This is a genomic window from Actinoplanes sp. NPDC048791, assembly GCF_040650095.1.
Lineage (GTDB): Bacteria > Actinomycetota > Actinomycetes > Mycobacteriales > Micromonosporaceae > Actinoplanes.
Map to the genome: position 1 here is coordinate 1 of NZ_JBEZGQ010000129.1, position 13,306 is coordinate 13,306.

Sequence of the window (13,306 nt, forward strand, 5' to 3'; positions counted from 1 at the left end):
GCCGGCGGCCGGGGTGCTGTCGGTGCCCGCGCCGGGTCCGGAGGCGGCGGTGGCGTGGGCGGCGGACTGCGCCGACCGGGGCATCGCGGTGGGCTGCTTCCGCCCGCCTTCGACGCCGGACGGCTCGTCCCGGCTGCGCCTGACCCTGAACGCCGGTGTCACGGCGGCGGACTTCGCCCGAGCCCTGGACGTGATCGTGGAGTGCGCACCGTGACGTCGGACCAGACCGCCCCGCCCCGCTCCCCGGAGGAAGACCCCCGCCCGGTCTCCCCGGCGATCCCGGCCCCGATCTCCCCGCCGGTGCCCGCGCCGATCTCCCCCGCGGTGCCCGTTCCGGGCCGACCCGACGAGCCAGGACCAGGCCACCTTCCACCCGGTGGCCCCCGACCAGGCCACCAGCCGGGCGACCCCCAGCCGGACGGCCCGGATGACCCGGCCATGCCCGTACCCGTCTCGCCCGGCGTAGGCCCCGCCTCCCCCGACGACGCCGACCTCTCCCCCGAAACCATCCAGGCCACCATCGAGCCCGAGCCCGAGCCGGCCACCCGCTCATCCGCCCGCCCCGCCGAGGCCGGCGAGTGGCGCGGCATCGTGCTGGTCACCGGCACGGACACCGACGTCGGCAAGACCATCGTCACCTCGGCCATCGCGGCCGCCGCCCAGGCCGCCGGTCTGCGCGTGGCCGTGGTCAAGCCCGGCCAGACCGGCACCGCCGGCGGCGGCCCCACCGACATCGACCTGATCACCCGGCTCGCGCATCCGCACACCGCGCGCACCCTGGCGTCCTATCCCGAGCCGCTGGCCCCGCTCGCCGCCGCGAAGGTCGCCGGGATGGAGCCGCTGGAGCTCTACGAGGTCGTGGACGCGATCCGGGCCGAGGCGGACAAGCACGATCTGGTGCTCGTCGAGGGCGCCGGCGGCCTGCTGGTGCCGATGGGCGTCCGTCCTTCGGGCGAGGCCTGGACCGTCGCCGATCTCGCCACCACGCTCGGGGGCCGGACGATTGTGGTGTCCCGGGCCGGGCTGGGCACGCTCAACCACACCGCCCTGACGTTGGAGGCGCTGGATCGCCGCGGGGTGCCGGCCAAGGTGGTGCTGGGTGCGTGGCCAGCCGAGCCGGAGCTGGTGCACTGGGCCAATCTGACCGAGCTGGTTCCGCACCTGGTCGGCGCGTTGCCGGACGGTGCCGGCGGGATGGAGCCGGGTGTCTTCCAGCGGTCCGCTCCCGGCTGGTTGACGCCCGCGTTGTTCGGCGTGCTGGACGACTGGCGCGTCTGGGCCGACGAGGTCAGCTGATGGAGATCACCATCGCGGCGGCCGGTCCGGCCGACGCCGGTGAGGTGCTCACCGTGCAGCGGGCCGCTTTCCTGGCCGAGGGTGCGCTGAACAACTCGTTCACGCTGCCGCCGCTGACCGAGACCCTGGACGAGGTGCGGGCCGTGCTCGCCGACCCGGACACGGTGGTGCTCGTGGCCCGGCTGGGGCACCGGCTGGTCGGCTCGGTACGGGCCAGGGTGGCCGACCGCACCGGGCACATCGGCCGCCTCGCGGTGGCTCCCGACCTGCAGGGACAGGGGCTCGGACGGCGTCTGACCACTGCCGTCGAGGAGGCGCTGGCCGGCCGGGTCGACCGCTTCGAGCTGTTCACCGGCGCCACCAGCGAGGCCAACCTGCGGCTCTACCGCGGCCTCGGGTACGTCGAGTCCGGCTGGGGGCCGGGGGCGGCGCCGGTCGGGATCACGTACCTGGAAAAGCGGGTTTGAACTGTTTTTCCAGCCTGCCGCCGCGCGGCGGTAACCGAGTGTCTATAGCCTGTGGGGCTCGTGATCCGAACGCCTGAGGGGCTGAAACTGTCGTGGATGGCATAGGCGGGCAGGTCTTGCTCGTGCTGGTGCTGGTGCTGGTCAACGCGGCCTTCTCCGGTAGCGAAATGGCCCTGGTGTCGTTGCGTGACAGCCAGGTGCACAAGCTGGAACGAGCTTCCCGGCGCGGGCGGGTGCTGGGCCGGCTGACCCGGGATCCGAACAGGTTCCTGGCCACCATTCAGATCGGTATCACGCTGGCCGGCTTCCTGGCCTCGGCGGCCGCCGCGGTCTCGTTGTCCCGGCCGCTCGTCGAACCGCTTGGTTTCCTCGGTTCGGCCGCCGAGCCGGCCTCCATCGTGATCGTCACCATCGTGCTGACCTTCGTCACGCTGGTGATCGGCGAGCTGGCGCCGAAGCGGATCGCCATGCAGCGCACCGAGGGCTGGGCGTTGCTGGTAGCGCGCCCGCTGGACATCCTGTCGACCATCTCCCGGCCGGCCGTCTGGCTGCTCAGCGTCGCGACGAACCTGCTGGTCCGGCTGGCCGGCGGCGACCCGTCGGCGCAGCGCGAGGAGGTCAGCACCGAGGAGATCCGCGACATGGTCGCGGCGCAGCAGGACTTCTCGATCGAGCAGCGGACCATCATCAGCGGTGCGTTCGAGATCGCCGACCGGATCCTGCGGGAGATCCTGGTGCCGCGCCGCGACGTGCTGACCCTCGCGACCGGGCTGGCCGCCCCGGAGGCGTTGAGCCAGCTCATCGCCGGCGGGCACTCCCGCGCGCCGGTGGTCGGGCCGGCCGGGCTGGACGACGTCTTCGGCGTTGTGCACCTGCGGGACCTGGTGGGCGCGCAGGGGCCGGTCGACGCGGTGGCCCGGCCGGGGCTGTTCCTGCCGGAGACGCTGCGGGTGTCCGACGCGCTGCGCCAGATGCGTTCGGAGCGTCAGCAGATCGCCCTCGTGGTCGACGAGCGCGGCGCCATCGACGGCATCATCACCATGGAGGACCTGGTCGAGGAGATCGTCGGGGAGATCTACGACGAGACCGACCGGGACGTGCAGTCGGTGGTCAAGGAGGCGGACGGCGCGCTGCTGATGCCCGGGTCGTTCCCGATCCACGACCTGCCCGACATCGGCTTCGACGACTCGGGCAACGACGAGGGTGACTACACGACCGTCGCCGGCATGGTGCTCGCGGTGCTCGGGCACATCCCGACCGAGCCGGGTGAGGTGGTGACCCTGCCGCAGTTCACCGCCGAGGTGGTCGAGGTGACCGGCCGGGCGATCACCCGGGTCCGGCTGCGCGCGCTGCCCCGCACCGAAGAGGACGACGAGGACTGACCGCGCCTGACAATTTGTGCGACATTCGCGCTCGCCGCGATCATCGTGGCCATTTCGGCGGCTGCGCCCATTGCGAATGACCTGCCTGCTTTCACTAGGCTCTCAGTGACCGCGAGCGATCATTGCGTGAGGTGGGTCCCATGACGAACAGCAGCCCCGTATCGGGCAACGCCTATGAATACCTGGACAGCGTCGACTCCGAGGAGCAGCGCCGGCTCGAGGCCGTGCGCCGCTACCGGCTGGTCGACCAGCCGGTGGAGGACGCGTACGACCGGATCGCCTTCGTGGCCGGCGCCATCTTCGACGCTCCCATCGCGACGGTGTCCCTGGTGGAGCAGGACCGGGTCTGGCTGGCCGCCTGCCAGGGCCTGACCGGCGTCCGCGAGGTCGGCAAGGAGCCGGGGCTGTGCGCCTCGGTCATCGCCCAGGACGATGTCTACGTGATCAACAACGCCGCGGTCGACCCGCGCACGCTGGAGCACCCGTTGGTGCGCGGCGAGCTGGGCCTGCGCTTCTACGCCGCAGCCCCGATCCGCACCCACGACGGCTACCGGCTGGGCACCGTCAACGTGATCGACAACCGCCCCCGCGAGGTGACGAAGCGGCAGCTCACCGCCCTGGAGCACCTGGCGTCGATGGTGTCGGACGAGCTGGAGCTGCGGCTGATGGTGATCCGCAGCGCGGCCGCTGAGCAGCGTATGCGCGAGAGCGTGCACTGAGGATCCGCAGCGTGGGAGCAGGGGCGGCCGCCGCGGCCGCCCCTCCCTCTTGAGGTGCCAGGTAGCAGGTTGCGAATTAGCTATCATCCATATGTCTTGTGCTGCCGCCCGCCATGCCTCATCCTGGTGATATAGCGGCCAGACGTAGCTAAAAAGGGCATCGTCGTGCCGCTCGTTCGGGAGGGAGCGGCCCGATGACACGACGGAATCGACCCCGGCCCCGCAGCGTCGAGCACCGGCTCGCGCGCCGCGAGGCGCACCGTCTGACGCCCCATCGCCGAGGCGTCACCCGCACAATGATCGCGACGAAGCGGACCCGGCCCGGGTCCGTTCTTCGTCTGCTCTCCGCCATCGGATCAGTCCTGGCATCGGTGGTGGCCATCGTCCACCACGTGATCCAGATGATCCGCGGGAGCTGAGGGCCCGTCCGGAGCCGCGCCCACCGCCATGGGCGTAGGAATGTGTGGCATCGGGTAAACGCCGGTGCCATGCGGAATCCCCGGAAAGTCGCCGTGGTCGCCCACCGGCGCAAGACTCTCGGCGGCGGGCTCGACGAGCTGCGCCGGCTCATCACCGACCAGGGTGTCGACGAGCTCGACTGGCACGAGGTGCCCAAGAGCCGCAAGGCACCCAAGCAGGTTCGCAAGGCCCTCGCCCAGGAACCGGACCTGCTGCTGGTCTGGGGCGGGGACGGCATGGTGCAGCGCAGCCTGGACACCGTCGCCCGCACCAAGGGCGGCGCCAAGGTCCCGGTCGGCATCATCCCGGCCGGCACGGCGAACCTGCTGGCCACCAACCTCGGTGTGCCGCACGACCTGGCCGAGGCGGTCCGGATCGCGTTCCACGGCCGGCGGCACAAGCTGGACCTGGGCGTGCTCAACGGCGAGCACTTCGCGGTGATGGCCGGCATCGGCTTCGACGGCGCCATGATCCAGGACGCGGACGGCAAGCTGAAGGACCGGCTGGGCAAGCTCTCGTACGTCTACACCGGCCTGCGCCACCTCAACGGCGATGCCCCCAAGGCGACGATCAAGGTGGACGGCACGCCGTGGTTCGCCGAGGACGCCAGCTGCGTACTCGTCGGCAACGTCAGCACGGTGACCGGCGGCATCAAGGCCTTCGACGACGCGAAGCCGGACGACGGCTGGCTGGACGTCGGCGTCGCGACGGCCCGCGGCGTGACGCAGTGGGCGCGCACGATGGGCCGGATGGCCGTGGGCCGCTCCGAGGACTCGCCGTTCGTGCACATGACCCGGGCCCGGCGCATCGACGTCAAGCTGAAGAAGCCGCTGATGTACGAGCTGGACGGTGGCGCCCGGGAAGCGGTCAAGAAGATCCGCGTGCAGGTCGCCCCGGCCGCCGTCAAGGTCTGCGTCCCGGAACAGCGGATCGGATAAGCGACACAAAACGTATGTCGCCCTCCGTACCGTTAATTCGGATTCATCGCTCTTAAGACCGATTAATCCCCTGGTCCGTGGCGGTGCCGCGACCCACACTGGGTGGCGTCGGGCACCGCTACGCATCTCCAGGGGGACGGCAATGCCTTACCACCAGAGTTCCGCAGTGAGCGTCGCAACGGTCATGACCGCTGCCACCGTCATCATCATCGGCTACCGCATCGGCCGGGCCCACGCCGCCTGGCGTGACGTCCGGTCGGTCAAGCGCGACCTGCCGGCCAAGCGCAAGATCGCCTGGGGACACACCAGGCCACTGGTCTTCGGCGCGCTCTTCCTGATCCTGACGTTCGCCGCCGCGGCCTACGACGCCGGCCATTGACAACGACGGACGCCCCGAGCTAGAGCGAAGATCAAGGCGATGTCGTGCCTGGTTGCATGGCACCGACCGTCGCTCCCGCCGACACCGGGCGAGGGTGACCAATCGCCTGGCGGCTCATGAACGGCCACCCTCACCCTGCCAGGTCCGTGCGTGGGGAAAACCGGGGGCATGTCGGGTATGCGGATCTGTGGCCCGGTGCTGCCGGACCTGGCAGAGTGCCTCCATGATGTGGACCGGGCGGGCTGACGAGGCCGGCGCTCTCGGCTTGTTGCTGGATCGCACGTACGCCGACGTGGCCGCGGCGGCGGCGCGTCCCCGGTCGCTCGATCGGGAGTTCCTCATCGGTCAGTTCGACCTGTGGGACAACCATCTGCTGCCCGCCGTGGCCGCGGGGACCGCTCCCCCGTGGACCCGGCGTTCCGCGGCGCGCGCGGTGTGGCGCCGGCTCGGGTTCGCGGCCGGGGACGAGCACCGGCAGTGGATGGCCGATCACCTCGACGGTCTCGGGCACGATCCGGTCGCGTTGCTCGGTCCGGAGCGGGACAGCCGTCCGTCGCGGAGTCAGGACGGCCGGCTCATCCCGGTGCCGCAGCCGCTGACCGCCGAGGCCGCGGAGCTGATCCGCGCGGACTACGACCTGACCGGCGGCACTCTTGTCGGCGCCCGGATCGACGTGCGCGGCCGCGAGCCGCAGCGGATCAGCGGGGCCTTCAAGCTCACCGCGAGCAGCCGACGATATCCCGCGGACAGCCCGGTCCCGCCGGCCCTGTACTTCCAGGTCGGCGAGCTGACGTCGGCGGTCTTCCCCCACGCTGAGCACGGCTCGTTGCGGCTGGAGGGAGAGCCGACTGTCGTCACCGCGCCGGACGAGGTCAGTCTCGAGATCTCAGCACTGCGATTCGCCGGCCGGGATTTCCGCTGGTATCCGGACGACCCGCACTGGTCCGACTCGGCAGCAGCTCAGGCCTCGCTGGAAGGCGTCCGCGAGAACGCCCCCGAACTGCCCGAACTGGCCGCGCGCGGTGCCGACGTGCTGGGCATCCTGCAGCTCACGATCATGTGGCAGTTGCGCCGGATGCGCTACGCCGGCTTGCTGCGGCGCTGGGAGCTGGCCGCGGCGGCCACCCTCTGCGGCGGGCTGAACGCCCAGCTCTTCCGCGTGACCCCCACAGCGCTGCGGGCCCGCTGGGCGGCGCGCCGGGTCCGCTCGATGCTGGAGACCGAGGACAGCCAGGCCCGGGACCTGCTGCGGATCGTCGGCCGGCATCTGCCGCTCGAGGTGCCCGAGCTGCCCGGCGCGGCCGTACCACCGGCCCCGAGCAGGATCACGGTCGGCACCGCCGGGCGGTTGCCGGCCGGGCTGGACTTCGCCGGCGGCCGGCTGCGTTTCGTGGATGTCGCCGCCGGCGAAACCGTCATCCACCTGGACGCCCGGCGCGGCGACCGGGACACGATCGTCGTGATCGTGCTGAGCGAACCGCTCGGCTGCGCTCCCCTGACCGTCACCCCGGACGGCCTGACTCTCACCGGCCGGCCGGCCTTGGACGTCACCGCCGACGATGTGACCCTGACGATCCCTCTGCCCGGCGGTGACTGGACGGTCCGGGCCGCCGCCGGTTCCTGGTACGCCGACTGAGGCGTCAGCCCTTGAGCCCCGTGTGGGCGAGTCCCTCGATGAACTGGCGCTGGGCGATCACGAAGACGATCAGCACCGGGATCGCCGTCATCGAGGCCGCCGACAGCTGCACGTTCCACAGTGGCCCCTGGTAGACGTCGGTGAACTGGGTCAGCGCCTGCGGCAGGGTGAACTTCTGCTTGCTGGAGAGGTACACGATGGGCTCCAGGTACAGGTTCCAGCTGTGCAGGAAGGTGAAGATGGCGACCGCACCCAGGGCCGGTTTGGCCAGCGGCAGCGCGATGCGGCGGAAGATCGCCGGGCGGCCCAGGCCGTCCATCCGGGCCGCCTCCTCCAGTTCGGCCGGCAGCGTGATGAAGAACTGCCGCATGATGAACGTCGCCAGCACGCACGGTGCACCGAAGATCGGTACGAGGATCAGCGGCCAGTGGGTGTTGATCATTCCGAGCCCGTTGAACATCCGGAACAGCGGGACGATCGTCACCTCGCTGGGGATGAGCAGGCCGGTCAGCACCACCAGGAACAGGGCGTTCTGGCCGGGGAAGCGGATCCGGGCGAACGCGTAGCCGGCCATCGAGGCGACCACCAGCGTGCCCACCGTGACCACGACCGCGATGTACGCGCTGTTCCAGTACTGCTGCGCGAACGGCTGCATGGTGAACACGTCGCCCCACGCCTTGAGCGACGGGTCACCGGGCCACAGCCGCGGCGGGAAGGCGAAGATCTCCGCGTTCGGCTTCAGCGACGAGGTGACCATCCACCAGGTCGGGAAGACGAACGGAACGCAGAGCACCAGCAGGACGGCGTACAGCGCGACCTTGGCCCTATTGCTCATGGAAGACCCACCTCTTGCGCAGGTGCCACTGCACGACGGTGAGCAGCAGGACGATGAGGAAGAGCAGCACCGACAACGTCGCGCCGTAGCCGAAGGTGTGGAACTGGAACGCCTGCTGGTACAGGTAGTAGACGAGCACCGTGGTGGACGTGCCCGGCCCGCCCTGGGTGAGTACGGCGATCTGGGCGAAGACCTGCAACGATCCGACCACCGTGATGATCGAGGTGAGCAGGATCGTCGGGCTGATCAGCGGCAGGGTGATCCGCCGGAACGCCGTCCACCGGCTGGCCCCGTCGACCCGGGCGGCCTCGTAGAGGTCCTGCGGCACCCCTTGCAGCGCGGCCAGGAACAGCACCATGTTGAGGCCGACGTTCTTGAAGACCTGCACCACGACCACCGCCGCCATCGCCGTGCCGCCGGAACGCAGCCAGTTCGGGCCCTGGACGCCGATGGTGTCGAGCAGCCCGTTGATGCCGCCGTTGGACTGCAGCATGAAGTGCCACACGATGGTCCAGGCGACCAGCGACACCACCACCGGGGAGAAGAACAGCACCCGGAAGACGGTGGTGCCGCGCAGTTTCTGGTTCAGCAGTACGGCCAGCAGCAACGCCAGCGCGAGGTTGAGCAGCACCAGGCCGGCCGAGAAGAGCAGCGTGGCCCGCAGCACCGACGGCAGCTTCGGGTCGTCGAGCAGCCGCTGGTAGTTGTCCGTGCCGACGAAGTCGAAGGTGTCGGCCAGCACGTTCCACTCGTGCAGGCTGTACCAGCCGACCAGCACCAAGGGGACGAGCACGAAGACGACCGTGCCGAGCAGCTGCGGCGCGATGAACAGGTAGCCGGTGAGCCGGTCACGCCGCTTGGTGCTCCAGTACGCGGGCCTCGGCCGGGTCTCCTCGGCCGGGGACCGCACCGCGGTGAGGGTGCTCATTTGGCCAGGAGGGGCTGGATCGCCGCGCAGACCCCGTCCAGCACCGGCTTGACCTGGGCGTCGGCCTTCCACAGCGGGTCCAGCGCGGAGCGGACCGCCTGGCCGATCTCAGCGCTGTCGCGGTGGCTGGGCTTGACCACGCCGGTGGAGATGCCGTCGATGACGACCTCCTGGAGCTGTTCGGGCTTGAGCAGCGGGTTGGACTTGGCCAGGGTGGCCGCGGTGAGCTGCGAGCGGCGCGGCGGCGGGAAGAACTGGGCGAGCTTGGCCGAGTTGGCCTCGTTGGTGAAGAACGCCAGGAAGTCGGCGGCGGCGTCGGCGTTCTTACCCTTCTTCAGCACGCCGAGCCCGCCCTGGCCGATGACCGCGTACTCGCCCTTGGGGCCGGCCGGCAGCGGCACCAGGGTCCACTTGAACTTCGCCTCCTTGAGCAGGGAGGCCCGGGAGATCTGGGTGATCGTCATCGCGGACTCACCGGCGAAGAAGTCGGCGGCGACGCCGGGTCCGGGCATCGCCTTGTCGGTGAAGATCGCCTTGTGGATGAAGGTCATCGCATCGACCATCGGCTGCTGGTTGAAGCCGCAGGTCTTGCCGTCGGCGCTCCACGCCTCGGCGCCCCAGCCGTGGAAGATGCTGGCCAGGTTGTCCCAGGCCTTGTAGTCGAAGTCGCGGACGACGAGTCCCTGCTTGCCGCTGCCCTTCGCCGCGCCGGCGGCGGCCGCCATCGCGTTCTCCCACGTCCACTTGTCCCCGGCCGGCAGGTCCTTGACCAGGTCGGTGTTGACGAAGACCCCGAACGGCGAGGTCGAGAACGGGTACGCGGCGAGCTTGCCGTCCGCCTGCCACAGCTTGGTGGCCGCCGGGGCCAGATCCGACTCCTTCTCGACCTTTCCGTCCAGCGGCGCGAGGGCGCCCGAGGAGACGAAGTCGGGCGCCGACCCCTCCAGGATCCAGGCCAGGTCGGGCGCGTTGCCGCCGGCGATCTGGGTGGTCAGCGTGGTCGTGTAGTTCTCGAACGGCAGTGCGTCGAACTGCACGGTGACGTCAGGATGGGTGGTCTTGTATTCCGCGGCGATCTCGGTGAAGAGCTTGACGTGTGCCTCGTTGGCGGACCAGGTGGTCATCCGCAGAGTGAGCGGACCGTCCGAGGTGGAGTCGCTGCCACACGCCGCGAGTCCGCCGAGCAGAACCGTTGCCGCTATGAGTGCCCTTGCTTTCATGGGTGGGGGTCCTTCCTCAGTAACCGCTGATGTCGGGCCAGCGCAGCTCGACACCGTCGGCGGTCAGGCGTTGGCGAAAGTCGGCCAGCAGGGCCGGGGTGTTGCGGACCGCGCGCGGGGTGACCGCGCGGGTCAGGCAGAAGTCGGCGAGGATGCCGGCGACCTCGCCGACGTTCCACTCGACGGGGTGCAGGCGGTGGGATCCGTTGGTGATGTGGGTGGTGCCGATGTTCTTGCCGGCGGGCAGCAGGTTCTCCACGCGACGCGGGATGAGGGCACCGAGCGGGATCTCGAACGGGCACGAGCCCACGTCGATGTACGTGTCACCGCCGGTGGACGGGTGCAGGTCGATGCGGTACATGCCGACGCCGATCGAGTCCGGATGTGAGACCGCGCCCTTGTCGCCGCGTACGGCCAGCGACAGGTCCTGCTCGACGATCGTGTACTCGGCACGGACGCGCCGGGACTCGCGGATGTACGGCGCCTGGGCCAGCCCGTCGGCGCTGCCGGTCACGTCGCCGCGCAGCCGCAGCCCGGGCCAGCCGGTGCCGCCGTCCGGGCGCGGCGCCTCGGTCTGCAGCCAGTAGAGGACGCTGTAGGACAGCTCCCGCGCCCGCTGCACGTGGTGGGCGGCGTCCGGCACGTCGATGATCGGCGCCTCGAAGTAGTCGATCATCGGCCAGTTCACCAGGCAGATGTCGCTGGGGTAGGAACCGTCGGTGAAGGTGCGCCGGGCAGCGATGCGCCGGAACGTCCACAGGTTGCCGTCGCCCGGGTTGACCCGCTGGTCGGCCTGGACCAGCCACGGGTCGTCGTCCGGGTTCGGGGTGAACGACCGGGTGGAGGTGGCCAGCGTGCGCGGGTTCGGCGTCTGCCAGGACAGCATCTTCGCGCCCCAGAACGGCGGCTGGTAGTCGCGCCAGAAGTCGTACGCCGCGGGCCGGTCGATGGTGTGGTCGCCGTCCACGTGGTCGATCGCGAAGCAGACCGAGAACGCCTGCATGTTGCCCGGGTCGGCGACGTCGGGCGCGTTCGGCTCCCCGGTCTCGGCCTGCGACTCGAACCCGGTGACGTACTCGGTGCCGGTCAGCGGCAGCAGCTCGCCGGTCTCGGTCGCGTCCAAAATGTAGGGACCACTGAGCACCAGCTCCTCGCCCGGTCCGCGGACCGTGACCGCAGTGACCCGATCACCGTCGGTCTCCGCCGCGACGGGCACAAAACCCATCAAAACCTGGAGCAAACCCGACCCACGGTACGGCGCCAGCATCGCCTCGATGACCGCGACGGCAACCCGCGGCTCGTGGCACAGCCGGCTCACGTGCCCGGCGCCGGGATTGAGGTCCGGGGTACGCCGCGCCCGCTCGGTCAGCGGGTAGTGCCGCCGGTAGTAGTCCCGGATGCCGTCCCGCAGCGCCCGGTAACTCGCCGTCACGCCGAACTGCTCGACCCAGCTGTGCTCGTCGGGCGGCACGGCCTGGCTGGTCAGCTGGCCGCCGAGCCACTCGTACTCCTCAGTCAGCAGTACCGACCGCCCGGCCCGCAGGGCGCCGAGCGCAGCCGCCACCCCACCGAGCCCGCCGCCGATGACGACGACGTCCGCGCGCAGTTCACGCATGCGCCACCGCCGCCAGGGTCGCGCCGGCCACCGGCTCGCAGGGCAGGATCCGCTGGGTCACCGCAGTGGTCCCCTCCAGCATGGCGGCCAGCACCTCCACCGCCTGCCAGCCCATCTCCCGGCGCGGGATCCGGTAGCCGGTGAAGTCGATGTCGGTCGCCGCCGGCCGGGTCGGGTCGCCCAGGGCCACGAACGACAGATCCCCGGGTACGCGCAGACCGCGCTCGACGGCGAGCTGGGCGAGCACCACCCCGTCGGCGAACTCCTCGACGAACACACAGGTACGCCGGTCGGCAAGGATCGCATCCAGCACCGCCCCCGCCGAGAACCCGGCGACGGCCTGGCGACGGCCCTCCGGATCGGCCAGTCCGACCGCCGGCGAGGACCCGGCGATAACCAGGGGCCGTCCGTCCACATCCGACTGCGCGACCCCCGGCGACGACCCGCCGACGGCCAGGTGCCGTCCATCCACTTCCGCCTCCGCGACCGCGGCCGCGAAGCCGCGCAGCCGGTCGGCGTGCGACTCCGGACCCGCGCCCTCGCCCACGTAGGCGAGCCGCCGGTGCCCGAGCGCGACCGCGGCACGCACCTGGGCCGCCGTGGCGCCCGGGTAATCCGCACCCACGTAGGGCACCGGACCACCGGCGTCGTCGCGGCGGCCGACGCTGACGAAGGGCTGACCTTCGGCGAGCAGCCGGGCCAGCTCGGCCGGGTCCAGCGAGCGGCCCAGCAGCACGCACCCGTCGGCCAGCCGCAGCCGGTTGTCCTGGTGGAAGATCCGGCGCCGGCCGTCGATCACCGGCGCGCTGGTGAGCAGCAGCAGGTCGCAGCCGACCCGTTCCGCGCACTCCTCTATCCCGGCCAGGAACGGGTGGTAGAAGTCGCCGAGCCCGGCCGGGAACACCGACTCGTAGGTGAAGACGCCGAGGATCCGGTTGTGCCGGGCGGCGAGGCGGCGGGCGATCGGGTCGGCGACATAGCCGGTGCTGCGGATGGCCTGCAGCACCCGTTCCCGGGTCTCGGGGGCGATCCGGACGTCGGCGTCGTCCCGCCCGTTGAGCACCAGCGAGACGGTGGCCTGGCTGACCCCGGTCATCCTGGCGATGTCCTGCTGCGTCACGCGCCTCCGCGTCACAGTCACAGTCTGTTCCCCTCGGTTACGAAGGTAATACGCATTAGTTGCGGCTGAGTGACATCGTCAGTCGATCCGAGCCCGCCGGTCAAGACGCTAATACCTATTACCTAAGGCCGTCGGCACAAAAAGAACCCGCCGCCCTCACGGGCGGCGGGTTCTCACCATGCAATCAGTCGGCAATCGGCGGGAGCGACGGTCAGCACCACGCACGGACCTACGACATGGAACTCTTGATCTTGATTTAAAGAGCCTGCCACCAGCCGTCGACGGCCGGCGGGTTGTCGACGTCGACCCGCT

At 70.6% G+C, this 13,306-nt stretch carries 12 protein-coding genes and 1 pseudogene; 8 read left to right on the forward strand and 5 right to left on the reverse strand.

Going from position 1 to position 13,306, the window contains the following annotated elements:
• The 8 genes and pseudogenes from AB0C29_RS12735 to AB0C29_RS12770 all read left to right on the forward strand — a co-directional run.
• Positions 1 to 214, forward strand: a pseudogene (locus AB0C29_RS12735) (8-amino-7-oxononanoate synthase); the annotation flags it as partial.
• Positions 215 to 588: 374 nt separating this feature from the next.
• Complete coding sequence (bioD, locus tag AB0C29_RS12740; RefSeq protein WP_360550523.1) at positions 589 to 1,296, forward strand: dethiobiotin synthase; 708 nt, start codon at positions 589 to 591, stop codon at positions 1,294 to 1,296.
• Positions 1,296 to 1,763 carry a GNAT family N-acetyltransferase gene (locus AB0C29_RS12745; RefSeq protein ID WP_360819278.1) on the forward strand — a complete coding sequence of 156 codons (468 nt, stop codon included), beginning with the start codon at positions 1,296 to 1,298 and terminating at the stop codon, positions 1,761 to 1,763. Before bioD ends, AB0C29_RS12745 begins: the two co-directional genes overlap by 1 nt.
• A 92-nt stretch (positions 1,764 to 1,855) precedes the next feature.
• The gene (locus AB0C29_RS12750) at positions 1,856 to 3,145 is read left to right on the forward strand and encodes a hemolysin family protein (RefSeq protein ID WP_360819280.1); all 1,290 of its coding nucleotides are present in this window, start codon (positions 1,856 to 1,858) and stop codon (positions 3,143 to 3,145) included.
• A gap of 140 nt (positions 3,146 to 3,285) precedes the next feature.
• Positions 3,286 to 3,864 carry a GAF domain-containing protein gene (locus tag AB0C29_RS12755; RefSeq protein ID WP_360819283.1) on the forward strand — a complete coding sequence of 193 codons (579 nt, stop codon included), beginning with the start codon at positions 3,286 to 3,288 and terminating at the stop codon, positions 3,862 to 3,864.
• A 488-nt stretch (positions 3,865 to 4,352) separates the two neighbouring features.
• Complete coding sequence (locus tag AB0C29_RS12760; protein ID WP_360819286.1) at positions 4,353 to 5,261, forward strand: YegS/Rv2252/BmrU family lipid kinase; 909 nt, start codon at positions 4,353 to 4,355, stop codon at positions 5,259 to 5,261.
• A gap of 166 nt (positions 5,262 to 5,427) precedes the next feature.
• Positions 5,428 to 5,640 (forward strand): hypothetical protein, encoded by a 213-nt coding sequence (locus tag AB0C29_RS12765; protein WP_360549498.1) that lies wholly within the window; start codon positions 5,428 to 5,430, stop codon positions 5,638 to 5,640.
• 223 nt (positions 5,641 to 5,863) lie between these two features.
• A complete protein-coding gene (locus AB0C29_RS12770; RefSeq protein WP_360819289.1) occupies positions 5,864 to 7,276 on the forward strand; it encodes a hypothetical protein in 1,413 nt (470 codons plus the stop codon).
• 4 nt (positions 7,277 to 7,280) lie between these two features.
• On the opposite strand, the gene AB0C29_RS12775 is transcribed toward AB0C29_RS12770, so the two are convergent.
• The 5 genes from AB0C29_RS12775 to AB0C29_RS12795 all read right to left on the reverse strand — a co-directional run bounded on the left by AB0C29_RS12775 (position 7,281) and on the right by AB0C29_RS12795 (position 12,994).
• Complete coding sequence (locus AB0C29_RS12775) at positions 7,281 to 8,111, reverse strand: carbohydrate ABC transporter permease (RefSeq protein WP_360819292.1); 831 nt, start codon at positions 8,109 to 8,111, stop codon at positions 7,281 to 7,283.
• Positions 8,101 to 9,039: a sugar ABC transporter permease gene (locus tag AB0C29_RS12780; protein ID WP_360819295.1), complete on the reverse strand. Its 939-nt coding sequence runs from the start codon at positions 9,037 to 9,039 to the stop codon at positions 8,101 to 8,103. The genes AB0C29_RS12775 and AB0C29_RS12780 overlap by 11 nt, the downstream gene beginning before the upstream one ends.
• The gene (locus tag AB0C29_RS12785) at positions 9,036 to 10,163 is read right to left on the reverse strand and encodes an extracellular solute-binding protein (RefSeq protein WP_360819297.1); all 1,128 of its coding nucleotides are present in this window, start codon (positions 10,161 to 10,163) and stop codon (positions 9,036 to 9,038) included. The genes AB0C29_RS12780 and AB0C29_RS12785 overlap by 4 nt, the downstream gene beginning before the upstream one ends.
• A gap of 112 nt (positions 10,164 to 10,275) precedes the next feature.
• On the reverse strand, positions 10,276 to 11,874 hold the full coding sequence (locus AB0C29_RS12790; protein WP_360819299.1) for an FAD-dependent oxidoreductase: 1,599 nt from the start codon (positions 11,872 to 11,874) through the stop codon (positions 10,276 to 10,278).
• Positions 11,867 to 12,994, reverse strand: a complete 1,128-nt coding sequence (locus AB0C29_RS12795; protein ID WP_360819302.1) for a LacI family DNA-binding transcriptional regulator — start codon at positions 12,992 to 12,994, stop codon at positions 11,867 to 11,869. The genes AB0C29_RS12790 and AB0C29_RS12795 overlap by 8 nt, the downstream gene beginning before the upstream one ends.
• Between the last annotated feature and the right edge of the window lie 312 nt (positions 12,995 to 13,306).

What these genes read in the sequence shown, in the direction of transcription:
- AB0C29_RS12745 (WP_360819278.1), top strand. Translation starts at nt 1,296, where the DNA reads ATGGAGATCACCATCGCGGCGGCCGGTCCGGCCGACGCCGGTGAGGTG.
- AB0C29_RS12755 (WP_360819283.1), top strand. Translation starts at nt 3,286, where the DNA reads ATGACGAACAGCAGCCCCGTATCGGGCAACGCCTATGAATACCTGGAC.
- AB0C29_RS12760 (WP_360819286.1), top strand. Translation starts at nt 4,353, where the DNA reads ATGCGGAATCCCCGGAAAGTCGCCGTGGTCGCCCACCGGCGCAAGACT.
- AB0C29_RS12770 (WP_360819289.1), top strand. Translation starts at nt 5,864, where the DNA reads ATGATGTGGACCGGGCGGGCTGACGAGGCCGGCGCTCTCGGCTTGTTG.
- AB0C29_RS12775 (WP_360819292.1), bottom strand. Translation starts at nt 8,111, where the DNA reads ATGAGCAATAGGGCCAAGGTCGCGCTGTACGCCGTCCTGCTGGTGCTC.
- AB0C29_RS12780 (WP_360819295.1), bottom strand. Translation starts at nt 9,039, where the DNA reads ATGAGCACCCTCACCGCGGTGCGGTCCCCGGCCGAGGAGACCCGGCCG.
- AB0C29_RS12785 (WP_360819297.1), bottom strand. Translation starts at nt 10,163, where the DNA reads ATGACCACCTGGTCCGCCAACGAGGCACACGTCAAGCTCTTCACCGAG.
- AB0C29_RS12790 (WP_360819299.1), bottom strand. Translation starts at nt 11,874, where the DNA reads ATGCGTGAACTGCGCGCGGACGTCGTCGTCATCGGCGGCGGGCTCGGT.